Source organism: Allosaccharopolyspora coralli (genome assembly GCF_009664835.1).
Taxonomy (GTDB): domain Bacteria; phylum Actinomycetota; class Actinomycetes; order Mycobacteriales; family Pseudonocardiaceae; genus Allosaccharopolyspora; species Allosaccharopolyspora coralli.
The window spans coordinates 274,626-301,448 of sequence record NZ_CP045929.1; the positions used below are offsets into that span (position 1 = coordinate 274,626).

26 protein-coding genes, 1 tRNA gene and 1 pseudogene are annotated in these 26,823 nt (G+C 69.3%); 13 read left to right on the forward strand and 15 right to left on the reverse strand.

The window, feature by feature from the left end:
* The first annotated feature begins 88 nt into the window (after window positions 1-88).
* Window positions 89-1,306: a TerC family protein gene (locus tag GIY23_RS01295; protein ID WP_154074987.1), complete on the forward strand. Its 1,218-nt coding sequence runs from the start codon at window positions 89-91 to the stop codon at window positions 1,304-1,306.
* A 99-nt stretch (window positions 1,307-1,405) separates the two neighbouring features.
* Here the strand turns inward: GIY23_RS01295 and GIY23_RS22870 are convergent, their stop codons facing one another.
* From GIY23_RS22870 to GIY23_RS01310, 4 genes and pseudogenes are all read right to left on the reverse strand, one after another.
* Complete coding sequence (locus tag GIY23_RS22870; RefSeq protein ID WP_228717481.1) at window positions 1,406-1,555, reverse strand: ANTAR domain-containing protein; 150 nt, start codon at window positions 1,553-1,555, stop codon at window positions 1,406-1,408.
* A gap of 139 nt (window positions 1,556-1,694) precedes the next feature.
* Window positions 1,695-2,285: pseudogene (locus tag GIY23_RS01300) on the reverse strand (GAF domain-containing protein); the annotation flags it as partial.
* 107 nt (window positions 2,286-2,392) lie between these two features.
* Window positions 2,393-2,466 (reverse strand) — tRNA-Pro (locus GIY23_RS01305).
* Window positions 2,467-2,514: 48 nt separating this feature from the next.
* Window positions 2,515-3,486, reverse strand: coding sequence for a metallophosphoesterase (locus GIY23_RS01310; protein WP_187351982.1), 972 nt, complete (start codon window positions 3,484-3,486; stop codon window positions 2,515-2,517).
* Window positions 3,487-3,579: 93 nt separating this feature from the next.
* Here GIY23_RS01310 and GIY23_RS01315 point away from each other — a divergent pair, with 93 nt between their 5' ends.
* On the forward strand, window positions 3,580-4,050 hold the full coding sequence (locus tag GIY23_RS01315) for a GatB/YqeY domain-containing protein (protein WP_154074988.1): 471 nt from the start codon (window positions 3,580-3,582) through the stop codon (window positions 4,048-4,050).
* Window positions 4,051-4,102: 52 nt separating this feature from the next.
* Here GIY23_RS01315 and GIY23_RS01320 read toward each other — a convergent pair whose 3' ends face one another.
* Entirely contained in the window at window positions 4,103-4,864 is a 762-nt protein-coding gene (locus GIY23_RS01320; protein ID WP_228717482.1) for a siderophore-interacting protein, read from the reverse strand.
* 187 nt (window positions 4,865-5,051) lie between these two features.
* A complete protein-coding gene (locus GIY23_RS01325) occupies window positions 5,052-7,538 on the reverse strand; it encodes a transglycosylase domain-containing protein (protein ID WP_228717483.1) in 2,487 nt (828 codons plus the stop codon).
* 313 nt (window positions 7,539-7,851) lie between these two features.
* Between GIY23_RS01325 and GIY23_RS01330 the strand changes: the two genes are divergently transcribed.
* Entirely contained in the window at window positions 7,852-8,151 is a 300-nt protein-coding gene (locus GIY23_RS01330) for a WhiB family transcriptional regulator (RefSeq protein WP_154074989.1), read from the forward strand.
* A gap of 260 nt (window positions 8,152-8,411) precedes the next feature.
* Here the strand turns inward: GIY23_RS01330 and GIY23_RS01335 are convergent, their stop codons facing one another.
* Window positions 8,412-9,548 (reverse strand): ArsA family ATPase, encoded by a 1,137-nt coding sequence (locus GIY23_RS01335; RefSeq protein ID WP_154074990.1) that lies wholly within the window; start codon window positions 9,546-9,548, stop codon window positions 8,412-8,414.
* Window positions 9,545-10,564, reverse strand: a complete 1,020-nt coding sequence (locus GIY23_RS01340) for an ArsA-related P-loop ATPase (RefSeq protein WP_154074991.1) — start codon at window positions 10,562-10,564, stop codon at window positions 9,545-9,547. The genes GIY23_RS01335 and GIY23_RS01340 overlap by 4 nt, the downstream gene beginning before the upstream one ends.
* Window positions 10,565-10,795: 231 nt before the next feature.
* On the opposite strand from GIY23_RS01340, the gene GIY23_RS01345 reads away from it, so the two are divergent.
* The 6 genes from GIY23_RS01345 (at window position 10,796) to GIY23_RS01370 (ending at window position 15,322) form a co-directional block, all read left to right on the forward strand.
* Entirely contained in the window at window positions 10,796-10,960 is a 165-nt protein-coding gene (locus GIY23_RS01345) for a DUF4177 domain-containing protein (protein ID WP_154074992.1), read from the forward strand.
* Between the two features lie 2 nt (window positions 10,961-10,962).
* Entirely contained in the window at window positions 10,963-11,421 is a 459-nt protein-coding gene (locus tag GIY23_RS01350; protein ID WP_154074993.1) for a RidA family protein, read from the forward strand.
* A 343-nt stretch (window positions 11,422-11,764) separates the two neighbouring features.
* Complete coding sequence (locus GIY23_RS01355) at window positions 11,765-12,382, forward strand: hypothetical protein (RefSeq protein WP_154074994.1); 618 nt, start codon at window positions 11,765-11,767, stop codon at window positions 12,380-12,382.
* 52 nt (window positions 12,383-12,434) lie between these two features.
* Entirely contained in the window at window positions 12,435-13,577 is a 1,143-nt protein-coding gene (locus tag GIY23_RS01360) for a hypothetical protein (RefSeq protein ID WP_228717484.1), read from the forward strand.
* A 141-nt stretch (window positions 13,578-13,718) separates the two neighbouring features.
* Entirely contained in the window at window positions 13,719-14,546 is an 828-nt protein-coding gene (locus GIY23_RS01365) for an NUDIX hydrolase (protein ID WP_154074995.1), read from the forward strand.
* Window positions 14,543-15,322, forward strand: a complete 780-nt coding sequence (locus tag GIY23_RS01370; protein WP_154074996.1) for an MBL fold metallo-hydrolase — start codon at window positions 14,543-14,545, stop codon at window positions 15,320-15,322. The genes GIY23_RS01365 and GIY23_RS01370 overlap by 4 nt, the downstream gene beginning before the upstream one ends.
* 32 nt (window positions 15,323-15,354) lie before the next feature.
* Here GIY23_RS01370 and GIY23_RS01375 read toward each other — a convergent pair whose 3' ends face one another.
* From GIY23_RS01375 to GIY23_RS01390, 4 genes are all read right to left on the reverse strand, one after another.
* Window positions 15,355-15,600: a hypothetical protein gene (locus GIY23_RS01375; protein ID WP_154074997.1), complete on the reverse strand. Its 246-nt coding sequence runs from the start codon at window positions 15,598-15,600 to the stop codon at window positions 15,355-15,357.
* A gap of 46 nt (window positions 15,601-15,646) precedes the next feature.
* A complete protein-coding gene (locus tag GIY23_RS01380) occupies window positions 15,647-16,879 on the reverse strand; it encodes an MFS transporter (RefSeq protein WP_228717485.1) in 1,233 nt (410 codons plus the stop codon).
* 548 nt (window positions 16,880-17,427) lie between these two features.
* A complete protein-coding gene (locus GIY23_RS01385; protein ID WP_154074998.1) occupies window positions 17,428-18,102 on the reverse strand; it encodes a Crp/Fnr family transcriptional regulator in 675 nt (224 codons plus the stop codon).
* Window positions 18,103-18,197: 95 nt separating this feature from the next.
* Window positions 18,198-18,452: a hypothetical protein gene (locus GIY23_RS01390; RefSeq protein ID WP_154074999.1), complete on the reverse strand. Its 255-nt coding sequence runs from the start codon at window positions 18,450-18,452 to the stop codon at window positions 18,198-18,200.
* 291 nt (window positions 18,453-18,743) lie between these two features.
* On the opposite strand from GIY23_RS01390, the gene nth reads away from it, so the two are divergent.
* Genes nth through GIY23_RS01410 form a run of 4 tightly spaced genes read left to right on the forward strand, consistent with a single transcriptional unit; the run spans window position 18,744 to window position 22,075 of the window.
* Window positions 18,744-19,481 carry an endonuclease III gene (gene nth, locus GIY23_RS01395; RefSeq protein WP_154078528.1) on the forward strand — a complete coding sequence of 246 codons (738 nt, stop codon included), beginning with the start codon at window positions 18,744-18,746 and terminating at the stop codon, window positions 19,479-19,481.
* A complete protein-coding gene (locus GIY23_RS01400) occupies window positions 19,478-20,128 on the forward strand; it encodes a TlpA family protein disulfide reductase (protein WP_228717486.1) in 651 nt (216 codons plus the stop codon). The genes nth and GIY23_RS01400 overlap by 4 nt, the downstream gene beginning before the upstream one ends.
* Complete coding sequence (locus GIY23_RS01405; protein ID WP_407646818.1) at window positions 20,125-20,835, forward strand: NUDIX hydrolase; 711 nt, start codon at window positions 20,125-20,127, stop codon at window positions 20,833-20,835. Before GIY23_RS01400 ends, GIY23_RS01405 begins: the two co-directional genes overlap by 4 nt.
* Before the next feature lie 55 nt (window positions 20,836-20,890).
* Window positions 20,891-22,075: a MarP family serine protease gene (locus GIY23_RS01410; RefSeq protein WP_154075000.1), complete on the forward strand. Its 1,185-nt coding sequence runs from the start codon at window positions 20,891-20,893 to the stop codon at window positions 22,073-22,075.
* A 321-nt stretch (window positions 22,076-22,396) separates the two neighbouring features.
* Here the strand turns inward: GIY23_RS01410 and GIY23_RS01415 are convergent, their stop codons facing one another.
* From GIY23_RS01415 to acs, 3 genes are all read right to left on the reverse strand, one after another.
* Window positions 22,397-22,894 (reverse strand): phage holin family protein, encoded by a 498-nt coding sequence (locus GIY23_RS01415; RefSeq protein ID WP_154075001.1) that lies wholly within the window; start codon window positions 22,892-22,894, stop codon window positions 22,397-22,399.
* A gap of 79 nt (window positions 22,895-22,973) precedes the next feature.
* Window positions 22,974-24,197 carry a Na+/H+ antiporter NhaA gene (gene nhaA / locus GIY23_RS01420; RefSeq protein WP_154075002.1) on the reverse strand — a complete coding sequence of 408 codons (1,224 nt, stop codon included), beginning with the start codon at window positions 24,195-24,197 and terminating at the stop codon, window positions 22,974-22,976.
* 460 nt (window positions 24,198-24,657) lie between these two features.
* Window positions 24,658-26,640: an acetate--CoA ligase gene (acs, locus tag GIY23_RS01425; protein ID WP_154075003.1), complete on the reverse strand. Its 1,983-nt coding sequence runs from the start codon at window positions 26,638-26,640 to the stop codon at window positions 24,658-24,660.
* Window positions 26,641-26,823 lie beyond the last annotated feature (183 nt).

Sequence of the window (26,823 nt, forward strand, 5' to 3'; positions counted from 1 at the left end):
CCGCGATGCCCGGAACCCGACCACGATCTTGTGGCCCGCCGACGCGGTACTGTACGGCGAGCCCAAACCGACCCGGGAGCGAGGAAGCATGGCTGTGCCTGCCGTTGTCTGGTGGCTGACGATCGTGGGCATCGTCGGCCTCCTGGCCTTCGACTTCATCTTCCATGTCCGCAAAGCGCACGTGCCGAGCCTGCGCGAGGCGGCCGTCTGGTCGGCGCTCTACGTCGGGATCGCGCTGGTCTTCGGTGTCGGGGTGTTGGTATTCGGCGGCGGGACCATGGGCGCCGAGTACTTCGCCGGTTACGTCACCGAGAAGGCGCTCTCGGTGGACAACCTGTTCGTGTTCTTGATCATCATCACCAGTTTCAAGGTGCCCCGTGAAGACCAGCAGAAGGTCCTGCTGTTCGGCATCGTGTTCTCCCTGATCGCGCGGACCGGATTCATCTTCCTGGGTGCCGCGCTGATCAACTCGTTCGCGTGGGTGTTCTACATCTTCGGATTCATCCTGCTGCTCACGGCGGGCAACCTGATCAAGCCCGGGGGCGAGGACAACCACTCCCAGAGCAACTTCGTGGTCCGGCTCGCGCAGCGACTGTTCCACACGTCCGAGCACTACGACGGGGACAAGCTGTTCACGATCGAGGACGGTCGCCGGAAGCTGACCCCGATGCTGCTCGTGATGGTCGCCATCGCGGGCACGGACGTGTTGTTCGCGCTCGACTCGATCCCGGCGATCTTCGGGCTCACCCAGAACGTGTTCATCGTGTTCACCGCGACCGCGTTCTCGCTGCTCGGGTTGCGTCAGCTCTACTTCCTGATCGACGGTCTGCTGGACCGGTTGATCTACCTGAGCTACGGGCTCGCGGCGATCCTCGGGTTCATCGGGGTGAAGCTCGTGCTGCACGCGCTGCACGAGAACAACGTGCCGTTCATCAACGACGGCGAGCCGGTGAACGTCGTCGAGGTCAGTACCGGGCTCTCGCTGACCGTGATCATCGGAGTGCTGGTGATCACCGTCGCGGCCTCGCTGCTCAGCAAGAAGGGGCGGGCGCAGAACACGGTGTCGGCGGCCCGCAGGCACGCGGCCGAGTATCTGGAGGTCGAGAACGACCCGGACCGTCGCGAGGAGCTGTACGCCAAGCTGGTCGCCGAGGAAGAAGAGATCCGTGGCCTGCCGGAGAAGTACAAGAAGCAGATCCGGGAGGAGGAGAAGCTCATGGCTCTGCTCCGGAGAGCGCACGAAAGCAGGAAAGAGGCCATGAACGCCGCAGGCGGTTCCCCGGACGGTCCTGCGCCCCGAGAGTGAGGTGGGGTCGTTTACTGAACGATGGTCGCCGCGGACCCGGCTGAGCGCTCTTGAGCGCCTCGCGAAACCGCAGCCCGGACCTCGTGGTGGATCGTCGCGTCAATGGGTGCGAGGGTGGTCGGTCTCCCCGGGCTGCTCGTGACCGTCGATGAGCCAGCGTGCGACGTCGACGAGTTTGATGTTGGCGTGTTGCGACGCGCGCACCAGCCGATCGAAGGCCTGCTGGCCGGTGACGTTGTCGCGCTGCATCAGGATTCCCCTTGGCCTGGCCGATGGCGTCGCGGGAGGCGAGCGCCTCGTTCATCTGTCGATAGCTGCGTGCCCCGGACAGCGCCACGGCGGCGTGCGACGCGAAGACCTCGCCGATGAACCGGGCCTCGTCACCGAACCGGGCGCCGGTCTCGCCGTAGAGGTTCAACGCCCCGAGGGTGTCGTCGTGGACGTAGAGCTGGAACGAGATGAGGCTGCCTGCGCCCAACTCGGCGGCCCGCGCGGCGAATCTCGGCCAGCGCGTCTCTCGGGTCATGTCGTCGACGATGACCGTGTGCTGCTGCCAGATCGCGTCGAGGCACGGCCCCTCGGCGAGCTCGGTTTGGGCCTCGTCGCACTCGCGCACGAGCGCGTCGGTGGGCTCCTGCGCGGTGACCCGGCGCCCGCTCACCTGACTGATGCCGCCGTAGCCGACGCCGGGGACCGTGTCCACGGCCGACCGGACGATCCCTGCCAGGGTGGCTTGCTCGCCCTGCTCCGCTTCCAGATCCCGAGCCACCGCGCCCAGAATGCGGGCTAGTTCGTGGCGCGTGCTGGGGGAGTCCGTCATCTGCTGTCCTTCCGCAGAGCTACCGCACAGGGGGTAGCGACCTCGCCGGCACACAGGGCCGAACCGGCGAGATCTTGATCGAACCGATGTCCGGACCTCGGTCGCGACCCACCTTGTACGTTCCCACGTCTGCGGTACTTCAATCACAGTACGGCACATCCGTCACGACGGACGTCGTCGCGATGGTGCGTCCACGGTCCGGTGCAACGAGAAACGGCCCGGTCGGAGTTCCCTACTTGAGGGCTCTGACCAGGCCGTTTCCTCTGTCGGGGTGGCGGGATTTGAACCCACGACCTCCTCGACCCGAACGAGGCGCGCTTCCAAGCTGCGCCACACCCCGAACGACATCAACGGTGTATCGGGTCTGTGCTCACCGCTGCGGAAGAGTCTAGCGGACGCTCGATCCGTTCCCGAACCGGGTCCCGTCGAACGCCTCGGCTTCGCGCCTGTCCCGGCTCCCCGATCTCGCCTGGGTGCGCGGAACGAGAGTCAACAGGGTCGCCTCCGGTGGGCACGCGAAGCGGACCGGCGCGTACGGCGAGGTCCCCAGTCCGGCCGAGACGTGCAGGTGCATCTCGCCCCACGTCGACGCACCACGGCAGCGCCGCCGGTCGAGGTCGCAGTTCGTCACGAGTGCGCCGTAGCCCGGCAGCCGGAGCTGTCCGCCGTGCGTGTGACCGGCGAGGACGAGGTCGTAGCCGTCAGTGGCGAACGCGTCGAGCAGGCGGGGCTCCGGCGAGTGCGTCAACCCGAGACGCAGGCCCGCCTGCCGCGGCGCTGTCCCGGCGATCTCGCTGTAGCGGTCGAGCTGGATGTGCGGATCGTCGACACCCGCCGCGTGAATCCGCAGGCCGCCTGTAGTCAGCTCGAGCCGCTTGTGCGTCGCGTCCTGCCAGCCACGTTCGATCATCACCGCACGCAGATCCCGCCACGGCAGCGGCTGGCCGTGAACGCGTTTGGTGCGGGCCGAGGGCATCAGGTACCGGCCCGGATTCTTCGGCTTCGGGCCGTAGTAGTCGTTGCTGCCGAAGACGAACAGGCCGGGGCGGTCCAGCAGCGGCCCCAGCGCCCGCACCGCGGCGGGCACCGCCTGCGGGTGCGCCAGGTTGTCGCCGGTGTTGACCACCAGGTGTGGGTCCAGCTCGTCCAAGGCCGACACCCAACGCTGCTTCGAGCGCTGATTCGGTGTCACGTGAAGATCGGAGACGTGCAGGATTCGCAGCTCGTCGGCGCTGTCGGGCAGTACCGGAAGCATCGCTCGGCGCAGCGTCCAGTGTCGACGTTCGAGGCCGGCGGCGTACCCGGCAGCGGCGGCACCGACGGCGCCGGAAGCGAGCAGGAATCGACCGAGCGTGTTCACCCCGCCCACCCTACGGTCCACGCGAGCGGGCGTTCGAAGCGTGCGAGCGGTGCTGCCGGAGATCCGGGTCGCGAGCAGGGCGATAATGGGCACATGGCCGAACTGAAGGAAACGCTGCGCGCGGACATGACCGCCGCGATGAAGAACCGCGAAACCGTCGTCACCGGGGTACTCCGGATGGCGCTCTCCGCCGTCGGGACCGAGGAGGTCTCCGGCAAGGAGGCGCGGGAACTCACCGACGAGGAGGTGCGCAAGGTTCTCGCCAAGGAGGTGAAGAAGCGCGACGAGTCCGCCGACGCCTTCGCCAACGCCGGACGTACCGATCAGGCCGAGTCCGAACGCGCCGAGGCCGAGATCCTGCGTAGCTACCTGCCCGCGCAGCTCACCGACGACGAACTCGACACGGTGGCTCGCGAAGCGGTCTCCGAGGTGGCCGCCGAACTCGGCGAACAGCCAGGGATGAAGCAGATGGGCCAGGTCATGAAGGTCGCGAACGCGAAAGCCTCCGGCAGCGCCGAAGGCGGCCGCATCGCCGCTGCCGTCAAAGCCGCTCTGGCGGCCTGAGAGCGGCGTGAGTCTTTTTGGTTGTTATAGCCACCAAAAAGACTCACGCCTGTCAGCCGGCGCGCCAGTAGGCGAGGGCGTACAGGCGGTCGCGGTCGAGTCCGAGAACGCGTTGGCAGTGCTCACGGATCTCGCGGACGACCGTCGCCTCCGCGCCTACCCACACGTGCGCGCGCTCACCGAGGTCCGCCCACCGGATCGCCTCGGTGAGCAGCGTGCTGCGCCCCGCGGGCAGGCCGTCGCGAGGCAACCATGCCCACTCCACGGCGGCGTCGGTGGCGATGCTCTGCTTCTCGTCGGTGTCCGCGACCTCGACGAACGCGCGCACCGGGGTTCGGGCGGGAAGCTCCTCCAGGATGGCGCCGATCGCGGGCAGCGCGGTTTCGTCCCCGGCCAGCACGAGTGGGTCGGCATCCGGGCTCGGCCGGTACGCGGGAGTGGGACCGACCGTGACGACCCGCTCGCCGGGACGCACTGTCGTCGCCCACGTCGTGCCCGGGCCACCATGCGCGTGCACGACGAAGTCGACCGTCAGCCGCAGCGCATCGAGATCGAACGCCCGGACCGTGTACGTGCGGTGCAACGGTTGCTGCTCGGGGGGAAGGGCGAAGACCTCGTCGCGGGTCGTGCCCTGCGGGGTGGGCTGCCCCGGCTTCGGCAGGCACAGCTTGATCCGCTGATCGCTGCCGCTGCTGACGAAGTCGGCGAGTTCCGGGCCGGTGAGCACGATGCGCACCATGCGGGGCGTGATCCACTCGACGCCCTCGACCTCGAGTTGCCGGTAGCGGGACTTCGCCCGACGGGTACTCGTCACGTTCGCCGAGCTTAGAGGGTGCGCGCGGTGGTTTTCGTGGGTGGTTGCGTGGCGGATGGCCGGTCTTCGGCGGCGGGATACGCTTCTTCGGCGGCGGGACACGCTGTCGCTGAGGACGTCTCCGGAGACTCCGTGGTGACCGGAGCGGAAGGGAGCCCTCCATCGAGAGCACCCTTCCGAGATCACCTCACGGGCCCTCGTCTTCTGGCGGCGGGGTCTGCGTCGGTCCCTCGTCCGGTGGCGACTCGTCTGGTGGGTCCTCCGGAGGCGGTGACTCCTCACCGGGGGATTCCTCGCCGGGGGATTCCTCGCCGGGGGATTCCTCGGGCGGCGACTCGTCCTCCGGAGGTGGCTCCGACGTCGTCGTCTCCGGCCGCGGTCGCGGCACGTAGCCGGTGCTGACCGAGATCGTCACCGTCTCGCCCGGCAGGGCGAAACCGCGTGGCGTCTGGCTCGTCACCGTGTCGCGCTCGCGCTCGCTGTTCACCGATCGCGTCTGCACCGTGTACCCGGCGCCTTCGAGCGTCTCCTGCGCCCGGTCGGAGTTCATGCCGACCACGTTGGGCACCTGGAACTCGTCCCCGCCGCTCTCGTAGCGGTCCGTCGTCGGCGGTAGTTCGATCGTCGGCAGGCCCTCGTGGATGCCGGTCATGGCGTCGAACCAGGTTCGGGCCGGGACCTTGCCGCCGTAGATGTTGCCGCCGTTGGCACCGCACAGACTCGGCGGCGTGGTGTCACAGATGCCCTGGGGCCGATTGCCGTCGGAGAACGTGAGCACCGAGCCCGCGAACTGCGGCGTGGCACCGATGAAGCCCGCCGACTGGTGCGCCTCGGTGGTTCCGGTCTTGCCGATGACCGGTCGGCTCCACCCGGCGGCACTGGCGGCCTGTTGGGCGGTCCCGCCGCTGGCGGTGTCCTTGCTCATCCCGACGGCGAGCGCGTTCGCCAGTTCCTCGTCGACGGCCTGCTCGCACGGGTCCTCGGTGATCGTCACCGGGTTGCCGTTGCGGTCGACGATCTGCTCGATCGGCGATGGCGGGCACCAGGTGCCGCCGCTCATGATCGTGGCGGCCACGTTGGACAGCTCCAATGGGCTCGCCGGCGCGAACCCGAGGGTGAACGCGCCGATGTTGTTGTTCTTGGTCCACTCGGCCTGCGACTCGCCCGCGGTGTCGCCCGGCGGGACCGGCTCACCGGCTCTGTCGGAGAACAGCAGCGTCTGCCGCATCCCCAGCCGAGCCGCGATGTCCACGGTCTCGTTGAGTCCGACCCGTTCCTGCAACGCGACGAATGCGGTGTTCGGCGAGGTCGCGAGCGCGTCCTGCAGAGTGCGTGGGCCCGGGGCCACGCCTTCGGCGTTGCCGACCGTGTAGGGCGCGCTGCCGTTGCGGTAGGTGTTCGAGGTGTAGTTGGGCGGGGCCTGGATGGTGTTGTAGATCCCCATCCCCTGCTCCAGCGCGGCCGCCGCCGTGAACACCTTGTAGATCGACCCGGCGCCGAACTTGGCGATCCCACTGGGCAGCGGGTAGGCGGTCTGGCCCTCGTCGGGGTCGAAACCGAAGTCGCGGTTGGCCACGAGCGCCCGCACCTGGTGCTTCTCCTTGCCGGGTTCCACGACGGACATCACGTTCGCGATCCCCTCGGTGGTCTTGGGCACCTGGCCCTCGGCGGCCTCCTTGGCGAGGTTGGTGATGTTCTGGTCCAACGACGTGCGGATGGTGTACCCGCCTCGCTTGAGCTGTCCTTCGGAGAAGCCGGACCGGCCGAGGTAGTCGAGGACGTACTGGCAGAAGAACCCGTCAGCCGGGCCGGCACCCACGCACCCGTTCGGGATGAGGTTCAGCGGTTCGGCCACCCCGAGCGGCTCCTGCCTGGCCTGCTCCGCCGCCTCGGGGGTGATGCGCTGCTGTTGCTCCATCGCGTCGATGACGAGATTGCGGCGGTTGAGCGCCTCCTCCGGGTTGGTCGTCGGGTTCAGCGAGCTCGGACTGTTGGTGATGCCCGCGAGCAGTGCCGCCTGCGAGATCGTGAGCTGGTCCGGGGTGGTGTTGAAGTACGCACGGGACGCCGAGGTGACACCGTAGGTCTGGTTCCCGAACGGCACCGTGTTCAGGTACCGGGTGAGAATTTCCGGTTTGTTCAGCTGCTGTTCGAGTTGCAACGCGATGCGGATCTCGCGCATTTTCCGCGCCGGCGTCTGCTCGGTCGCTTTGGCCTGCTGGACCGGGTCGTTCCCGGCGACGACGTGCACCAGATAGTTCTTCACGTATTGCTGGGTCAGTGTCGAGCCGCCCTGCGAGATCTGGCCTGCGGCCTGGTTGGTCACCGCGGCGCGCATCGTGCCCGGCCAGTCCACGCCGTCGTGCTCGAAGAACCGCTGGTCCTCGATCGCGATGATCGCAGCCTTCATCGTGTCGGAGATCTGTTCCGATGAGGCCGAGACCCGATCCTGTTCGTACAGGTAGGCGATGGGGTTGCCGTCCCGGTCTGTGACAGTTGTCACCAACGGAGCGGGGGTGGTCAACAGCTGGTTCGAGATGCTGTCGACGGCGTCACCGGCCCGATTGGACACCACGCCGAGTGACCCCACGACGGGGAAGAGCATCCCCGCCACCAACACGCCGGCCAGTATGCACAGGCCGAAGAGCTTGAGAACGCTGTCGCGGACTGACACCTGGACAAGCCTAAGGCGGGCCCCGAAACGTCACTCCGTGTTACAGGGCAAGTACGCCCGATATGATGATTTTCATGCATAACGGACCGACAAAGGTTGCTTGGAGTTCGGAACCGGGGGGCCCTACAGTTCGTCCACGTCCAGCGACAGTACGTTGATCTCGCGTCCCCCGTGGACGCGCGAACGGAGTCATGCGTCCCACGGGACGCGGACAACCGCGCACGCTCGGCCCGAGGACGTGCGCGAACAACCGGTGCCGGGGGGTTCCGGAGAACATGGTCGCCGACGATCCAGTGAGGAGCTGGGGGACTCTATGGTGGAGCAGGGGGACTGGCGGGTCCGCGCGGCATGCCGCGACGAGAACCCGGACCAGTTGTTCGTGAGAGGTGCCGAGCAGCGCAAGGCGCGCATGGTGTGCTTCGGCTGCCCGGTGCGAACGGAATGCCTCGCCGAGGCGCTCGACAACAAGATCGAGTTCGGTGTGTGGGGCGGCATGACCGAGCGGGAGCGCCGTGCGCTGCTGCGTCGTCGTCCCGACATCGGCAACTGGCACGAACTGCTGGAGGCTGCTCGCAGGGAGCACGCCGAGTACGACGAGTGCCGGGTGAGCTGACTTCGGCCCGAGCCACCTCCCCGTGGCTCGGGCGTGAAGAGTGCGCGACTCGAGCTGGGTAGGTGGCTGGGTGGCGGAACCTCACGTCGCGGCTGGCTGCGTGATCGTCGACATCGGGTGGCGCTTTCCATCACGTCGACGCTGTCCTCGCCAGCTGCGAGGTGAGAACCCGCCACTGACGTGCGTGGGCGACGGAGAGTGGCCGGTCAGCTGGCCTGACGGCGGCCGTCGACCCACGCGGCCACCTGTCCCGGAGGGGCTCATTCGCCCGCTAGCCGACGGCCGATCTCGCGGATGCCATCGAGATCGTGCACGTCCGAGGCCAGCGCGGGCACGCCGATCATCGCGACCTCCGGGTGCGCGCGGACGAACCGTTCGATCAACCGTTTCTCCCGTTCGGTGACCGCGACCCTGTCGGCGTGCAAGCGCAGCACCGCCGACGCCAGCGGTGCCGTTCCGGCCGCGTCCAGCTCGTCCGCGGCGGCCACCGCCTTGGCCGGGGACAGGTCCGCGTACACCGGGTGCGTCCGGTTCGCCACCAACCCGGCCAGCGGCATGTTCTCGCTCGCCAGCCGCTCCACGAAGTACGAGGCCTCCCGCAGCGCGTCCGGTTCGGGTGCGGCGACCACCAGGAACGCGGTGCCCGGTGAGCGCAGCAGCCGGTACGTCGCGTCGGCTCGCTCCCGGAACCCGCCGAACGTCGACTCGAAGGCCTGCACGAACGCGGACGCGTCGGCGAGAAGTTGGCCGCCGATCACCTTCGAGACCGTCTTGGCGAACAGGTCGAACCCGGCGCCGACGATCTTGCGCAGTCCCTTCCCGCCCGCGCGTGCGGGGCTGGAAAGCATCCGGATCAGCTTGCCGTCGAGCACCGTGGACAGCCGCTGCGGCGCGTCGAGGAAGTCCAGTGCGGACCGGCTCGGTGGGGTGTCGACGACGATGAGGTCGGCGACGTCCTCGGCGACGAGCTGGCCGAGCTTCTCCATCGCCATGTACTCCTGAGTTCCGGAGAACGACGTGGAGATCGTCTGGTAGAACGGGTTCTCCAGGATCTGCTGCGCCCGGTCCGGTCCGGCGTGCGCCAGCACCATGTCGTCGAAGGTGCGCCGCATGTCGAGCATCATCGCGCTGAGCGTGCCCCCGTCGGCGGCGCCGCCGAGGGAGACCTCGCGCGGGTGGTTGCCGAGCTCCCGAAGCCCGAGCGCCTGCGCCAACCTGCGCGCCGGGTCGATCGTGAGCACGACCGTCTTGCGGCCCCGTTCCGCGGCGCGCGTCGCGAGCGCGGCGGCGGTGGTGGTCTTGCCGACACCGCCGGATCCGCAGCACACGATGATGCGGGTCTTCGGGTCGTCCACGAGCGCGTCGACGTCGACACGGCCTCCACGTTGCCGGCTCATCGCTTCACCTCGCCGCGCATGCCTTGCTCGCGAAGGTGTTCGGCCAGTTCGTACAGGCCGGTGAGGTCCGCGCCGTCGGTGAGGTCGGGCAGGTCCAGCGTCGGCAGGTCGATCTCGGCCAGTTCTTCCCGAGCGGTGACCGCGGCTCGGGTGCGGACGGCGTGCTCGACCGTCTCGGTGACCAGGCCGTCGAGGATCTCGTCGTTCCAGTTCAACCCGGCCGAGTCGAGGCCGGCGCGAATGCGTTTCGCGTCGACCCTGCCGTCGGCGGCCGCAGTGGTCGACCGGGCGGGCAGCCGGTCCGGGCTGACCCGGTTGAGCAGGACCGCACCCGGTCGCAGTTCGGCCGCGTCGAGTTCCGCGACCGCTTCCACCACCTCGCGGACCGGCAGCTCCTCGAGCAGCGTCACCAGGTGGACCACGGTGTCCTCCGAGTGCAGGAGCCGCACCACGCCTTCGCTCTGCTCGCGGACCGGCCCCACCTTCGCGAGGTCGGCCATGGCCCGCGTGACGTCGAGGAACTGGACGACGCGGCCGGTGGGTGGGGCGTCGACGACGACGGCGTCGTAGAGGTGGCGCCCGCGTGCGTCGGTGCGCCCGACACACTCCTTGATCTTGCCGGTGAACAGGACGTCGCGCAGGCCCGGTGCGAGGGTCGTGACGAACTCGATCGCGCCCATCCGGCGCAGCGTCCGGCCGGCGAACCCGAGGTTGTAGAACATCGCGAGGTACTCCAGCAGCGCGGCCTCGGCGTCGATGGCCAGCGCCCGGACCTCGCCGCCGCCGGGTGCGGCCGCTATGCGCGTCTCGGAGTACGGCAGTGGTGCGGTGTCGAAGACCTGCGCCAGTCCCTGCCTGCCTTCGACCTCGACGAGCAGCACCTTGCGGCCTCCGGTGGCCAGCGCGAGCGCGAGCGAGGCCGCGGCCGTCGTCTTGCCGGTGCCGCCCTTACCGGTGACCACGTGCAGCCGCGCGTGGTCGAGTGCGCCGTTCCAGGCGGCCGTCGAGGTGGTCACGCGATCAGCGTAGGTGTGCGCCCCGCGGCTTGTCCTGCGAGTCGCCTCACTTCGGAGTGCAAGCGTGGCGGAACCTCACCGCACGACGGTCGAGCACACCCAACCCAAGGTGTCCGCCGACCGTGGCCGTGGCCAGTCCTCGCCGGCCATGACGTGAGAGTCCGCCGGTGGCCGGTTGGCGCAGGCGCTGAGTGCCTGACCGCAGATCGACGCGCGCAACCACTTAGGCTGGTGACCATGACGAAATGGGAGTACTCGACGGTTCCGTTGCTCAGCCACGCGACCAAGCAGATCCTCGACCAGTGGGGCGAGGACGGCTGGGAGCTCGTGTCGGTCCTGCCCGGGCCGACCGGTGAGCAGATGGTGGCCTACATGAAGCGTGAGAAGGGTGACTGACGATGGGTCGGTGGTCTGATCGTCTGACCGAGCTCGGCGTCGAACTGCCGGCGGTCGTGCCGCCCGCGGGCTCGTACGTTCCGGCCGTGCGGTCCGGCTCGTACGTCTACACCGCGGGTCAGTTGCCCATCGTGGACGGTGAGCTCGTCGCGTCCGGCAAGGTCGGCGGCGAGGTCTCGGAGCAGAGTGCGCAGGAGCACGCGCGGCTGTGCGCGGTCAACGCGCTCGCGGCGGTGCACGGCCTGGTGGGGATCGATTCGGTCGTGCGCGTGGTCAAGGTCGTCGGTTTCGTCGCCTCGGCCGAGGGGTTCCACGGCCAGCCGGGTGTGATCAACGGCGCGTCCGACTTCATCGGCGAGGTGTTCGGCGAGGCCGGGAAGCACGCTCGTTCGGCGGTCGGTGTCGCCGAGCTGCCGAAGGGGACTCCGGTCGAGGTCGAGATGATCGTCGAGGTCGCCTGACCCGCTCCCGCACCGGCGTCGCTCCGGGCCGCGGACTCGTGGGAGTTCGCGGCCCGGTTGTTCGGGGTGCGAAGAGTCCTGCGGAACAGGTGCGAGCCGGGCTCGTTGATCGACGTCCCCCGAATTCTGATATTCCCCGTTGATCGCCGAAGCCCAACCAGTACGCTTCGTGTATCGCTTCACAGACTTGCGCTGTTGAGTGACACTCGAACGGGTGCCCAAGGAGGGACTCTGACTGCGGTCAGTAGTTGAATGGGCGTCCGAGGGGATGGGGACGGCTGCGGGCACCGACCCGCACCGGCGGTGCGGCTCGCCGCACCCGAGAACACCTGGAAGGGGCGAAGTGGCGGTGCGAGACTCCGACCTGCTGTGCCATGAACTGCTGCTCCGGCTGGCAGGCAGAGTGCCCGACGAGCACCTGTGGCGCTTCCGGGACTGGCTCGCCGGAGGAGCGGCCGACGTGATGGCCAGAGCCTTACCGAGCCTGCTCGTCCGGGAGCGCATCGGCCTCGGGGAGACCGACCACCGTCGCCTCGCCGACACCCTGCTTCCGCTCGGCGCCGACCCGGGGGTGGTGCACGCGATCCTGCCGTCGGAGTACGTCGCCGACCACCACACCTTCACCGCCGAGTCGCCCATCGACGGCAAGGGCGACTCCGAGGTACTCGTCCTCGGGGCCACGCTGCGCGGTCGCGCCGGGATCGGCGAGGTCCGCAGCACGTGGCGCAAGACCGGCGGGACCCGGCTCAAGCGGGTCGTGCTCGTCACCGCATCCGCCGACCACATCGCGCTGACCGGAGAGATCCAGCGCATCCTGCGCGCCCTCGGTGAGCACGAACCGTGCGTCGAGGTCCTGCCCCACGACCTCGACCTGACCCCGTATCACCACGCCGCCCTCGCGGACTCGGTGCTCGTGTGCAGCGGGTCCGACGAACTCGTGGCACATCGTGCGCAGCGCTGACGCGACTGCGGCACCCGATCGACAACCGCACCCGAAGGTGGAGGAGGCAACCGTGGTGGACGTGGCCGAAGGAGCCGGACCCCTCGTCCGGTTGCAGAACCTTCTGCTCACCACGACCGGCAGGGTCGACGACGACGCGGTGAACTCGGCGCGCGAGATGCTCGGCGCCGACGGCCTCGCGCCCGCCGCCGAACTGCTCGCCGGCTGCCTGATCGCCGGCCGGGTCCCCGTTACCGCGCGGGAGCAGTCCGATCTGCGCCGCGTGCTCGCCGAGGCGCGCTCTCAGAGCTCGTGGGCGGACCGGCTGTACGTCGTCGAGTCCGTTCCCGCCGATGCCCATCGCTTCAGCGACCAGAACCGCCCCGAGGCCGACGTCTCCGACGCGCTGCAACCGATCGTGAACCGGCTTCCCGGCCTGCGCGGGGTGTGGTGCGTGTGGCGGGTCACCCCCGCCGGGGTGACCTACGGTGCCGTGCCGCGCCGCGTCGTGCTCGCCGAGATCGGAGCCGAGGGTTCTGTCGAGGCAGCCGGGTTCCAGATGCTCGAAGCCCTCCGGCGCGCGGGGCTCGGGTGTTCCGTCGACGTGTTCGCCTCCGGCAGCGACCTGCCCGACTACCACCGCAACGCGCTCGCCGCCGCGCGACGCGTGTACCTCGACGTGCCCGTCTCCACCGGCCACGGCACCGGCAATCACGGTCGTGCGGCCCGGATGCGGTCCGGCGGTGAGCCCGCGCCCGCCGGGATCTCTGGTTTAGCCGACCCTCTCGGACCGCCGGGCGGGCAGAGACCCCACGACGGTGAGCCCGAGCCTGAGACGTTCGACGCACCGTCGACCGACGCGGAACCGCCGTCGTCCGGCGCGCTGCCCGTCGCCGACGCCGCCGACACCGGCATCGTGCTCACCGAGCCGGTGCCCGCCGAGCCGCAGCCGGACGAGCTCTCGGCTCCTGCTCCGGAGTCGCGGCCAAGCGCCCCGGCCCAGAGTGGGCGCAGCGGTGTCCCCGCGGCCGTCGACGCGAAGCTGACCGACCGCGAACGAAACCTGCTGCGCAAGCTGCACGAGGAACTGGCGCAACGGGAGAAGGATCGTGCGCCCGCCCACGGAGACCGGCACGAGGCATGGACCTCGACGAGCACCACCGCGACCGGCGGCTTCCCGTCGATCGGCGCACCCGCCGGACATCAGCAGCGTTGAGGACAGCGTCGACGTGGTGTAGGTGGTTACTTGATGTCGACGCTCCCGGAGCCGGCCGCGAGGTGAGGTTCCGCTACACACCGATCCGGCTCAACCCGCGCACCCTCTAATCCGGACGAAGCACGCTCTAGGCTGGTCGGCATGGTGCAACTCCCGGACCGCTTCACACTGCCCGAGGGACTGATCCCGTCGACCACACCCGACCCGCCCGCGATCCCGCGGGACGCGGCGACGGTGATGCTGGTGCGCGGCCCCGGGGAGCCGGAGGTGTTCCTGCAGCGCCGGGTCGACGCGATGCCGTTCGCCGGTGGCATGACCGTCTTCCCCGGTGGTGGGGTGGACCCGCGCGACGCGGACACCTCCGTGGCCTGGACCGGCCACGAGCCCGCGTGGTGGGCGGAGCGCCTCGGCTGCGGCGAGGACCTCGCCCGAGCGTTGGTGTGCGCGGCGGTTCGCGAGACCTTCGAGGAATCCGGGGTGCTGCTCGCGGGACCGGACTCCGAGACTCTGGTCGCCGACACCGCTCCGTACGCGCAAGCACGTCACGCCTTGGTGTCCCGGGAGTTCTCCCTGGCGGGCTTCCTCGCGGAAAACGGGCTCGTGCTGCGCGCCGATCTGCTGCGCCCGTGGGCGAACTGGGTGACCCCGATCGAGGAGCCACGCCGCTACGACACCCGGTTCTTCGTGGCCGCTCTCCCGGACGGTCAGCGCGCCGACGACGTCACCAGCGAAGCCGTCGAGGCGTACTGGAGCACTCCGCGGACCGCGCTGCGGGACTGGGACGAGGGCCGGTGCGGGCTGCTTCCGCCGACCTGGGTGACCTTGACGGAACTGTCCCGATGCTCGACGGTGGCCGAGATCCTGGCCACCGAGCGCACCATGGGCAAAGTGGTCCCCAAGATCGTGCGCAACGAGGACGCGGCACGCTTGCTGCTGCCGACCGACCCCGGCTACGAGGAGGCGCAGTGAACCATCCCGCCTACGGCCGACTCCGGGAGGTCACGCCGTTCGCGGCGGTGGTGCTCGCCGACAACCCGTCGCCGATGACACTGGACGGCACGAACACCTGGCTCGTCGGCGACGGCGACTCGCGCACCGTCATCGATCCCGGACCGGACGATGCCGAGCACCTGCGCACCGTCGCGTCCCGGGGTCCCGTCGCACTCGTGTTGCTCACGCACCACCACCCGGACCACGTCGAGGGAGCCGAGACGTTCGCCGAGCTCACCGGCGCGCCGGTGCGAGCACTCGACCCGGCACTGTGCCGAGGTGGTCCGCCACTGCGCGACGGGGAGGTCGTGGACGCGTCCGGTGTGGACCTGACCGTGTTGGCCACGCCGGGGCACACGTCGGACTCCGTCAGTTTCGCCGCGTCGCACGGTGGTGTCTCCGCGGTGTTCACCGGCGACAGCATCCTCGGCCGCGGCACGTCGATCATCGCCCACCCGGACGGACACCTCGGCAGCTACTTCGACTCGCTGCGGCGGCTCGGCGAGCTCCCGGAAGGCTCGATGGTGCTGCCAGGGCACGGCCCGGAGTTGCCGGACGTGCGCGAGATCGTCACCGCCTACCGCGAGCACCGGACGCAGCGGCTCGAGCAGGTGCGGACCGCGAGGGCCCAGCTCGGGCCCGACGCGACGGCCATGCAGGTCGTCAAGGTCGTCTACGCCGACGTCGACCGGGCCGTGTGGCCCGCCGCCGAGGCGACCGTCCAGGCCCAGCTCACCTATATAGAAGAGGCGTGAGTCTTTTTGGTGGTTATAGCCACCAAAAAGACTCACGCCTGCTTCGGCATGACGACAGAGTGGACACCCACGTCCTCCGGTGTCGCAGCGGTCACCACGGAGGACTTCCGCCCGCCCGAGCGCAGCGCCAGGAGTGCGCGGCGGCCGGCGAGCTCGACACCGTCGCGAGTCGCGGTGACGACGGCGTTGAGCACCGGGTCGGTGATTCGGCCGGGCAGGAGCCGAACGAGGTCCGTGGCCGACTGGGCGAGCGAGGTGCTCGTCGCGGTGAGATCCATTCCCACACGCTAAGCACCACCCCCGACACCCCCGTCGCGGCTGTGCTCAGGCGGGGACGAGGGAGACGTCGGTGTGGGCCGGGACGAGAGTGGCGCGGCGGAACCACAGGACGGCTGCGAGCACCGTCCCGCCGATCGCGGCCACGACGAACGATGCAGGAGGGTTCGCCCACTCCACGACCTGCCCGGCCACGGACTGCCCGAGTGCGGCGCCGAGCGTCACCGACGTGATCACCCACCCGAACGCCTCCGTCGCGGTTCCGGCCGGCGCGGCGATCTCCAGCGACACCGAGTGCGCTGTGGACTGCGGGGTGATGAGGCTGCCCGCCACGAGCAGGGCCAGGCTCAGTCCCCAGAGCGTCGAAGGAACCGCCAACATCGCCACGAGCAGCGCGAACCCGAGCAGCAGGGCGGGCAGCCGCAGATGCATCGGCTTCGGCCACGGGTTCATGCCGTAGAGCACGCCGACGATCACCGAGCTCACCGACAGGACGCTGATGAGGATGCCCCCCATGATCGGGTGTCCCGCTCGCTCGGCCGCGGCGGGAACGGCCACCTCGATCGTGCCGAGCAACGCCCCGAATCCGAGCGCCGCGAGCGCGACGGTGCGCATTCCGCGCGAGGCGAGAGGCCCGAGGAGGCTGCCGGACGTGCGGTCGGCGGCCATCGGCCGCTGCCTGCGCGCCGCCGGGGTGAGGGCGAACCACACGGCTCCGACGATCATGCTCAGAGTTCCGACGACCGTTCCGGTGCCCGCCCAGGGCATCGCTACCAGCAGGCCCGCGAGCCCCGGACCGAGCAGGAAGAAGGACTCCATGCTGATCGCCTCGTACGAGTAAGCCGCGTTGCGCACTGGGCCTTCGGGCACGAGCTCGGTCCACAGCGACCGCGCCGCGGGGCCGATCATCGGTTCTGAGGCGCCGACCAGGACGGCGAGCGGGACGAGGACCAGCACGGGTGCGTGCGCCTCGATGGCGAGGATCTCCGCCGCCACGAGCACCGCGAACGCTGAGGTGACCGCGAGCAGCGGCCGGGTCGGGCCGATTCGGTCCATCACGCGCCCCTGGGCGACGGAGCCGAAGGCGACCCCGACGAGTGTCCCGGCGGAGACGATGCCTGCGGCGGCGAACGACCCGGTCTCGCGTTGGACGTAGAGCAGCAGTGCGAGCCCGATCATCGCGATCGGGAGCCTGCCGAGGACGGAGGCGAGTACGGGGCCTCGCGCGCCGGGAGCGGTCAGGGCGGCGCGGTAGTCGGCGAGCGACACGGAGTGGGACACGCGTGCCAGTATGGCCACACTGGTACGCGAGTACCAGTCCTTTTGATGCGCGTCACTCGAGGCGCCACCGCCGCCGGGTTCGAAGTCCTCACCAGGGCATCCGAAAAAAATCTGAAAAGAGTGGGGAACCGACGCAACCCGAACGAGGTTCGGTACGTCCTGTGTAGTGAAGGGGATGACAAGCTGCGGTGAGTGACATGGCATGCTCACTGCGGCGGGAAAACCCGCAGGACCCTCGGTGTGATGGTTCGGGGCCACGATCTCGAGGGTTCGGGGCGTGATTGGTCGGGGGACGGATCACGCAACAGGGCAAGGGGCTGGAGCGCCGCGTCGGGGGTGGCGCCCAGCCCCTTCGCTTGTCCAGAGCAACGTTCGCCGCCCCAGCGCAGTGCCGCAGAGATGCGTGAGCCTTTTTAGTGCCTATGACCACCAAAAAGACTCACGCCTCGGCGCCGCCGTCCCGTCCCGCGCTGCCTGGCGTCCCTCCTGGACGCATGAAGGCCCGGCCGATCCGAAGATCGACCGGGCCTTTCGTGATGTTCGTCCGTTCAGCGAGCCCGGCGCGCGAGCCGCTCCGCCTCCAGGATCAACACGCTCTTGCCTTCGAGCCGCAGCCACCCGCGATGCGCGAAGTCCGCCAGCGCCTTGTTCACGGTCTCCCGGGACGCCCCGACGTACTGGGCGATCTCCTCCTGGGTGAGATCGTGGGTGACGCGCAGCATCCCGGCCTCCTGGCTGCCGAAGCGCTGTGCGAGCTGCAGCAGCGCCTTGGCGACCCGGCCGGGCACGTCGGTGAAGATCAGGTCCGCGAGCATGCCGTTGGTGCGGCGGAGCCTGCGTGCGATGACCCGCAGCAGCTGCTCGGCGATCTCCGGCCGGGTGCCGATCCACTGCCGCAGTGCACTGCGGTCCATGGTCAACGCGCGTACCTCGGTGACGGTCGTCGCCGTCGAGGTACGCGGCCCCGGGTCGAAGATGGACAACTCGCCGAACATGTCCGACGGGCCCATGATGGCGAGCAGGTTCTCGCGGCCGTCCGGAGACTTGCGGCCCAGCTTCACCTTGCCGTTCTGAATGATGTAGAGCCGGTCTCCCGGCTCGCCCTCGGCGAAGATCACATGTCCGCGCGGGAACTCCACCGGCTCCAGCGACTGGGTCAGCGCTTCCGCCGCGGCAGGTTCCACTCCCTGGAAGATCCCGGCCCGGGCTAGGGTCTCGTCCACCTCGTCCCTCCATGTTGAGACGCGGCGGCTCGGTATCTCCCGGTTCCCGCGACGGATCGCGGTGACCGGGCGGCGCCGCCGATCACTGGGCCAGTCTACGACTGGTCGCGGGACCGGCGCGTCCGCAGTCGACCGGCGCGTCCCACCCTACGCAACTGGAACAGTTCCAGCGCACGTCCAATTCCCTGCCGGAACAGCGCCCTGACCTCGTCGGGCCGGGCGTTCTCCAGCAGCTCCTCCACTTCGTTCTCCTGCACCGCAACGTGCCGGAGACGTGCCTCCACCCGTTCCATGAACAGCGTGAAGAACATGATCACTAGCGGTACCACGAGCACGAACCAGGCAGTCATGATGCCGTCAATCTTCGCTCATCCCGTCGCGCGGAGAACAACCGGGGTCGGTTCACGGCTCCCACCCCTGCGATCGGCGCTCCGGCCGACCCTCCGACCGGCGCTGCGTGTCGGGGCGGACCGTACTCTGGTGGAGTGTCCGACCACCCCCGCAACCGCAGCGCGAACAGCACCGATCCGGAGACGGATCTCGTCGGCCCGGAGTCGGGTAACCCCACGAGGAAGATCCCCCGCAAGGCCAGGAGCACGGCGTCGGAAACCCGGGCCGGGCTCGTCCGCCGCGCCCGCAGGATGCTGCGTGCGCTGGCCGAAGCCTATCCGGACGCCCACTGCGAACTGGACTTCGACACACCACTCGAATTGGTGGTGGCCACGATCCTGTCCGCGCAGTGCACCGACAAGCGGGTCAACGAGGTCACTCCCGCCCTGTTCGCCCGGTATCGCTCCGCGGCCGACTACGCGGGCGCGGACCGTACGGAGCTCGAGGAGATGATCCGCACCACCGGGTTCTACCGAAACAAGACGAACTCGCTGATGGGCATGGGGGCCGCGCTCGTCGAGCGGCACGGCGGAGAGGTTCCGGCCGAACTGGACGAACTGGTCACACTGCCGGGTATCGGCCGGAAGACGGCGAACGTGGTGCTGGGAAACGCGTTCGACGTTCCGGGGATCACCGTGGACACGCATTTCGGCAGGCTGGTGCGTCGCTGGGGCTGGACGGATCTCGAGGATCCCGTCAAGGTTGAGCACGCTGTCGGCGAGCTGATTCCCCGAAAGGAGTGGACCATGCTCTCCCATCGGGTGATCTTCCACGGTCGACGCGTGTGTCACGCCAAGAAGCCGGCGTGCGGAGCGTGCTTGCTGGCCAAGGACTGCCCCGCGTTCGGTACCGGCCCCGTCGACCCGGCCGAGGCCGCCGCCCTCGTGCGAGGCCCGGAGGCTCCGCGTCTGCTGGAGCTCGCCGGAATCCGGGACGAGGTGCCCGACCGCAGCGTGGAGAAAGCGGCAGCGCGGGAGCCGAGCGCGTGACGGGTCCACGTCTGCGCGTTGCCGACTTCCGCCGAGAGATCGCATGGACGCTGGTCGTGCTCCTGCTGGCCGGGCTCACCGTCGTCGCGCTGTGGCCGCGTGAGAGCGGATCGCAGGCCACGGACGGTGGCGCCGGTCCGGCACCGGCGCCGGAAGCACCGGTCGAACCCGGTGCCCGTCAGGACGCCGCGCTGGCGGACTGCACCCCGCAGCCCGGCGCACCGCCGCAGCGATTGCGCGGCGTCTCGACGACCTGCATGGCCGACGGCGAGACCGTCGACTTCGGCTCCGTGGTGCCCCGACCTGCCGTGATCAACGTGTGGGCGACCTGGTGCGAGCCGTGCCGCGAGGAACTGCCCGCGCTGCAGGAGTACTCGGCAAGGCCGGACTCGCCGTCCGTCCTCGGTGTCCAGGTGATGAGCGACGAGGCCGACGGGCTTGCCATGCTCTCCCGCCTCGGCGTCCGGTTCCCGTCCGTGCACGACGCGGACCGCTCCGTCGCGGCCGCCCTGCGTCTGCCGCCCGCGCTGCCCGCGACCTATGTCGTCACCGGCTCGGGCGAGCTGCGCAGGACCGACCCGCATGTCTTCCGGTCCGCCGACGAGGTCGACGAGGCGGTCCGCACGACCTTGGAGGGCGCGGGTTGACGCACACCGTGAACGGAGCGCTCGTCGATCCCGCCGACGTCCCCGAGTGGCTGCGCGCCCTCGTCGAGCGTGCGTCCGAGCTGACACCCGACAGCCTCGGCTGGCCGCGGAACAACCCGCCCGCGACCGCGCGCCCGGCCGCAGTGCTGATCCTGCTCGGTGACAGTGCCAGCGACGACGGTCCGGACGTCCTGCTGCTGCGGCGAGCCGAAGGTCTCGACGCTCACCCCGGCCAGGTCGCCTTCCCCGGCGGCGGAGTGGAACCGATCGACGACGGACCGGTGGACGCGGCGATCCGCGAAGCCGTCGAGGAGACCGGCGTCGTCCCCTCCGGCATCCGCCCGGTCGCCACGCTGCCGGAGTTGCACGTGCCCAACAGCGGCTTCCGTGTGACCCCGGTGATCGCGCACTGGCGCGAACCCAGCCCCGTGCTGGCGGTCGACCCGGGGGAGACGGCGGCGGTGGCACGAGTGCCGGTGCGCTGGCTGACCGACCCGCAGAACCGGATCACCGTGTCCATCGGCAGGCACACGACTCCGGCGTTCCTGGTACCTGGGATGCTGGTCTGGGGCTTCACCGGCGGACTGCTCTCCGGTGTGCTCGACCTCGGCGGTTGGTCGCGTGGGTGGAACCACCACGACGTGCGGGAGCTCGACGCGGCGTTCCGGGCCGCCGAGGAGGCCGACGACGTCGGGTTCGCCGGATGATCGGGCGGTCCGGTCCGGGGCGGGCCGGGCGAGACGATGCGGACGTGGTGGTGCCGTGAACTGGGTCGATCTGCTCGTGGTGCTGTTGGCACTGCTCGGTGCCGTCTCCGGTGCCCGGAACGGGATGGTGACCGCGCTGTTCGCGTTCCTCGGCGTGTTCGCGGGTGCCGTCGTCGGTCTCAAGCTCGCTCCGTTGCTGCTGGAACGGCTCGACGGCAACGCCGCGAAGATCGGCTTCGGTGTGGGCATCGTGGTGCTGCTCGTCGGCCTGGGCGAGACCCTCGGCATGTGGGCCGGCCGGGAGCTGCGCGATCGCATCAGCTCGCCGCAGCTGGCCGGGGTCGACAACGGCCTCGGGGCGCTCGTGCAGGGGCTCGCGGTGCTGATCGTGGCCTGGCTGGTGGCGTTGCCGTTCACCTCGGCGACGGCGATCCCGGGCCTGGCCTCGTCGATCACCCGGTCGTCGGTGCTGGGGGCCGTGGACTCGGTGATGCCCACGGCGGCCAAGCAACTCCCGGACGAGCTGCGCAGACTGCTCGGGGTGAGCGGATTCCCGCTGGCGCTGGAGCCGTTCTCGCAGACCCCGGTAGCCGAGATCAACCCGCCGGACACGGCGTTGGCGAACAGCCAGGTCGTGCAGGACGTCCGGTCGAGCGTCGTCAAGGTTCGCGGGCGTGCGCCGTCCTGCGGGCGGGCGTTGGAAGGCACGGGATTCGTCGTCGCTCCGAACCGGGTGATGACGAATGCGCATGTCGTCGCGGGCACCGACGAGGTCGCGATCGAGATCGGGCGTGGCCAGTTGGACGCCGAGGTGGTGATGTTCGACCCGGCCACCGATCTCGCGGTGCTGTCGGTGCCGGACCTGACGGCGGAGTCGATGGACTTCGCCCCGGAACCCGCGACTCCGGCCGACGACGTGATCGCGCTCGGCTACCCGCTGGACGGGCCGTACACGGCGTCTCCCGGGCGGGTCCGCGAACGCATCGATCTTCGCGGACCGGACATCTACGACGCGAACACCGTCGTGCGTGACGTCTACACGGTGCGCGGGAAGGTGCAGAGCGGGAACTCCGGCGGACCGCTCATCGAACCGGACGGCGATGTCGTGGGTGTCGTGTTCGGCGCGGCGGTCGACGATCCGGACACCGGGTTCGTCCTGACCGCCGAGGAGGTCGCGGACGAGGTCGCGGAGGCACCGACGCTGACCGAGCCCGTCTCCACCGGCACCTGCACCGGCTAGCCCCCTTCCGACGGGTGGCAATTTCGCGCGAATTTGCCACCCCGTTGTCCACAGGCCGCGGACTTGTCCACAGATGTGGATCGGGGGGTAGACGTTCGGAGTCTCGTGTGCAGGGGGCGGAGACGCTAGCCGGTCGTGGCGGTGGGTCGAGGTCGTCGCCGACCGTCGTGCCGCCACCGACGCAGAGCGGCTACCGGCGCGTTCTCACCTCGCGACTGGCGAGGACAGCGTCTCCGTGGTATCAGGCCTCCACGGTGTCGACGATCCCGCAGTGACGTTCCGCTACGGAACCACCCACGCCGACCAACCCCGCGCGACGACCTATTCGGTCAGTTCCGGCTGCTGCTGCTGGCGTTTGGTGAGTTGCGCCGTGTCCTTGAGGGAGTCGATCGTGCGCTGCGGCGCGTGCAGCTTGCGGACCCGCAGATAGCCGAGCAGGCCGAACACACCGGCGACGAGCAGCATGAACAGGAAGACGATCCCGAACGAGGCCCATCGCCACAGCCCGAGTGCGTTGAGGCCCTCGGCGGCGGTGAAGAAGAGGAAGAACAGGCTGAAGCCCAGGACCGTCAACGCGAGGATGAAGTAGACGCTGCCTTTGACGCCCTTCTTCACCTCGCCGGCGATCTCCGACTTGGCGAGTTCCACCTCCGAGCGCACGAGCGTCGACAGGTGCGTCGTGGCGTCCCGCACGAGCGCGCCGATGGACTGTTCACCACCCGAGGCGGTGCCCTCTTCGGACAGCGGGATGGACGTGACGGCGGAGAAGTTCTCGTCACGGCTGCCGTTGGTGTTCTTCTGGGCGCTCACGCGTGCCATCGTGCCACGCCGGTGAATCTTCGACCCAGTGACGCGCCTGGTGTTACCCGCGAGTGATCTCCGGTTCCGCTGGGCGGCATCACGCGGGCTGTCGGTGCCTGCGGCGCCACGTGCGGAGCAGCAGCATCATCGCCGCTGCGAGCAGTGACGCGATCGCGGAGGCGATGAGCACCGCAGCCTTGGCGCGCTCGGCCTGAGCGCCTTCGAGGGCCAGCTCGGTGATGAGCAGGCTGACGGTGAATCCGATCCCGCCGAGCAGCGCGAGTGCCGTGATCTCGCCCCAGCCGACGCCTTCGGGCCGGGAGCCGAGGCCCAGTTTCACCGCGAGGAACGACGCACCCGTGATGCCGACGAGCTTGCCGACGACCAGGCCGACCACGATGCCGATCGCGATCCGGTCGCCGCTGATCTGGCCGAGTGCTTCGGCGTCGACGGGAACCCCGGCGGCGAAGAAGGCGAACACCGGCACGACCAGTCCCGCCGACCACGGTTGCAGCCGGTGTTCGAGGCGTGCCGAGGGCGAGGAGGACTCGCCCTGATCGGTCTTGACCCGGGTGAGCAGGCCGAGCGCGACCCCGGTGAGGGTGGCGTGAATGCCGCTGTCGTGGACGGCCAGCCACGTGGCGATGGCCAGCGGGACGTAGAGCAGTGGGGTGGTGACGCGCCGGTGCTGGGCGAACCAATACCCGGCGCAGAGCACCACGGCCGCGAGCAGTCCCAGCAGGCTGAGGCCGCTGGTGAACACGACGGCGATGATGAGGATGCCGCCGAGGTCGTCGACGATCGCGAGGCTGAGCAGGAACACCCGCGCCGCGGTGGGCAGGAACCGTCCGGTCACGGCCAGCACCCCGAGCGCGAACGCGATGTCGGTCGCCACCGGGATCGCCCACGCCTTCTCGGCGCCGGGGGTGCCTGCGCTGAGGGAGAAGGCGAGGACGGCGGGCGTGATCATTCCGCCGAGAGCGGCCACCACCGGCAGCATCGCCTTCCGGGGCTCGGAGAGCTCGCCGACGACCATTTCCCGCTTGAGTTCGAGTCCGACGACGAAGAAGAAGATCGCGAGCAGGCCGTCCTTGGCCCATTCCCCGACGGTGAGGTTCAGATGCAGCGAGGCCGGCCCGAGCTCGAAGTCGCGCACGCCGGTGTAGAGCTCGCTGAGCGGGCTGTTCGCCGCGATCAGAGCGAGCGCGGCGGCCAGCAGCAGGACGACGCCGCCGACGGTCTCGGCCCGGAGATACTCGGCGATGGTGAACGCGGTGTCACGGGACTTGGCGCGGCCATGTTTCCGGCCGAATGTGGGCACGCTGACCGAACTCCTGTTTCGAGACGACTGACCGGGGATGCCGATCGGACGTCCCGGTTACACCGGCGGTGACCCTAGTCCTCACACGGTGGGCGGTCGAACGAGACCTTGAAGGGCGTGCGGGTTGGTCTGCGTTGATGGTTCCGTGGCGGAACCTCGGCCCCCTCCTCGCTGCGGGGTCGATTTCTTGAGTAGCGACATCGACCTCCTCGCGAGGAGGGCGATGAGAACCCGCGGGCGGTCGGGCCGCGTAGGCGACGGAAAAGACCTGTAGGGCGCAGTGTGACTTCGACACGCGTCAGTGGGCGCCGGCCGAAGCAAACGCCCACTGACGTGGGATTGTGAACTTGAGAGGTTGCGCGGGTTGAAGTCGTCAGGCGAACGGCGTCAGCCATCTCCCGCGAGGTGAGGTTCCGCTACGGGACCCCTCCCGAGATCACTCCGCGCATGACCTCCGCTCCTACTCGTCGGTGCCCTTGTTGAGCCCGGCGGAGATCATGTCCATGACCGACGAGTCGGCGAGAGTGGAGACGTCGCCGATCTCGCGGTTCTCCGCCACGTCGCGCAGCAGCCGGCGCATGATCTTTCCGGACCGCGTCTTGGGGAGTTCGGCCACGACCATGATCTGCCGTGGTTTGGCGATGGGGCCGATCTCCTTGCTGACGTGCTCGCGGAGGGTGGCCATCGCCTCGTCGCCCCCGGCGTCGGCGGAGCTACCGCCGCGGAGGATGACGAAAGCGACGATGCCTTGGCCGGTGGTGGGATCGTCGGCCCCGACCACGGCCGCTTCGGCGACCGTGGGGTGCGAGACGAGGGCGGACTCGACCTCGGTGGTCGAGATCCGGTGACCGGAGACGTTCATGACGTCGTCGACCCGCCCGAGCAGCCACAGGTCGCCGTCGGTGTCGTACTTGGCGCCGTCACCGGCGAAGTAGTAACCGAGGTCGGCGAAGCGCGACCAGTAGGTGTCCCGGTAGCGCTCGTCGTCGCCCCAGATCCCGCGCAGCATCGCGGGCCACGGCTTGTCGAGGACGAGGAGTCCCCCACCGCCGGGTCCGACGTCGTTGCCGTTGTCATCGACGACCTTGGCGGAGATGCCGGGCAGCGGAACCTGTGCGGAGCCGGGTTTGGCGTGGGTGACCCCGGGCAGCGGCGAGATCATGATCGCGCCCGTCTCGGTCTGCCACCACGTGTCCACGATCGGGGTGGTGCCGCCGCCGATGTGCTCCCGGTACCACATCCAGGCCTCGGGGTTGATCGGTTCGCCGACCGACCCCAGCACGCGCAGTGTCGACAGGTCGTACTGGGCCGGGATCTCGGCGCCCCACTTCATGAAGGTGCGGATGGTTGTGGGGGCGGTGTAGTAGAGGCTGACGCCGTACTTCTGCACGATCTCCCAGTGCCTGCCCTCGTGGGGAGCGTTGGGGGTGCCTTCGTAGACGACCTGGGTCGCGCCGTTGGCCAGCGGGCCGTAGACGATGTAGGTGTGTCCGGTGACCCAGCCGATGTCGGCGGTGCACCAGTACACGTCCGACTCGGGCTTGAGGTCGAAGACGTGGTGGTGGGTGTAGGCGGCCTGGGTCAGAAAGCCGCCGGAGGTGTGCAGGATTCCCTTCGGTTTCCCTGTCGTGCCCGAGGTGTAGAGGATGAACAGCGGGTGTTCGGAGTCGAACGCTTCGGGAGTGTGCTGGTCGGACTGCTTGTCGACGGTCTCGTGCCACCACAGGTCGCGGCCGTCGTGCCAGTCGACGTCGATGCCGGTGCGGTTGACCACCAGCACGTGTTCGATGCTGGGAGTGCCCGCGACCGCTTCGTCCACATTGGCCTTCAACGGATGCGCCTTGCCGCGCCGGTACTGGCCGTCGCAGGTGATGGCGACCTTCGCCTCGGCGTCGTTGATCCGCGAGCGCAGCGCCTCGGAGGAGAAGCCGCCGAAGACCACGCTGTGCAGCGCGCCCAGGCGGGCGCAGGCCAGCATGGAGAACACGGCCTCGGGCAGCATCGGCAGGTAGATCGCGACCCGGTCCCCGGCGCCGACACCGAGTTCGGCCAACGCGTTGGCGGTCTTGGAGACCTCCCGCTGCAGCTCGGCGTAGGTGATCGCGCGGGAATCCCCGGGTTCACCCTCCCAGTGAATCGCGACCCGGTCCCCGTTGCCCGCCTCGACATGGCGGTCCACACAGTTGTAGGCGACGTTGAGCTCGCCCCCGACGAACCACTTCGCGAACGGCGCCTGTGACCAGTCCAGCGTCTGGTTCCACTTCGTCGCCCACGTCAACCGTTCGGCCTGCTTGTCCCAGAACGCCTCACGATCGGCCTCGGCCTCGGCATACAACTCCGCCGACGCGTTGGCCCGAGCCGCGAACTCGGCACTCGGCGGAAACGTCCTGCTCTCCGAAAGCAGGTTGTCCAAGGTGTTGCTCTGCCCGTCGGGCTGAGTCATCGCTGCGGACCTCCTGACTGGTCATCACGGGGTGTCGTCGGCCGGTTCCCGGCCGTTGGCTCAGACGGTAGTGCGATTCGGCTCGCTCCGACAGGTGTGGCGCGCCGCGGTTCAGACCATTCGTGGGCGTCGGCGGGTGGTCGAATTCCGGATCGGTAGGAATGTCCGGGCCGCGACCCGCTT

Coding starts and splice junctions, on each gene's coding strand:
- GIY23_RS01350 (WP_154074993.1), top strand. CDS start 10,963: ATGGGTCGGTGGTCTGATCGTCTGACCGAGCTCGGCGTCGAACTGCCG.
- GIY23_RS01295 (WP_154074987.1), top strand. CDS start 89: ATGGCTGTGCCTGCCGTTGTCTGGTGGCTGACGATCGTGGGCATCGTC.
- GIY23_RS01330 (WP_154074989.1), top strand. CDS start 7,852: ATGGTGGAGCAGGGGGACTGGCGGGTCCGCGCGGCATGCCGCGACGAG.
- GIY23_RS22870 (WP_228717481.1), bottom strand. CDS start 1,555: ATGCAGCGCGACAACGTCACCGGCCAGCAGGCCTTCGATCGGCTGGTG.
- acs (WP_154075003.1), bottom strand. CDS start 26,640: ATGACTCAGCCCGACGGGCAGAGCAACACCTTGGACAACCTGCTTTCG.
- GIY23_RS01335 (WP_154074990.1), bottom strand. CDS start 9,548: ATGAGCCGGCAACGTGGAGGCCGTGTCGACGTCGACGCGCTCGTGGAC.
- GIY23_RS01375 (WP_154074997.1), bottom strand. CDS start 15,600: ATGGATCTCACCGCGACGAGCACCTCGCTCGCCCAGTCGGCCACGGAC.
- GIY23_RS01365 (WP_154074995.1), top strand. CDS start 13,719: ATGGTGCAACTCCCGGACCGCTTCACACTGCCCGAGGGACTGATCCCG.
- nth (WP_154078528.1), top strand. CDS start 18,744: ATGCTGCGTGCGCTGGCCGAAGCCTATCCGGACGCCCACTGCGAACTG.
- GIY23_RS01315 (WP_154074988.1), top strand. CDS start 3,580: ATGGCCGAACTGAAGGAAACGCTGCGCGCGGACATGACCGCCGCGATG.
- GIY23_RS01415 (WP_154075001.1), bottom strand. CDS start 22,894: ATGGCACGCGTGAGCGCCCAGAAGAACACCAACGGCAGCCGTGACGAG.
- GIY23_RS01390 (WP_154074999.1), bottom strand. CDS start 18,452: ATGACTGCCTGGTTCGTGCTCGTGGTACCGCTAGTGATCATGTTCTTC.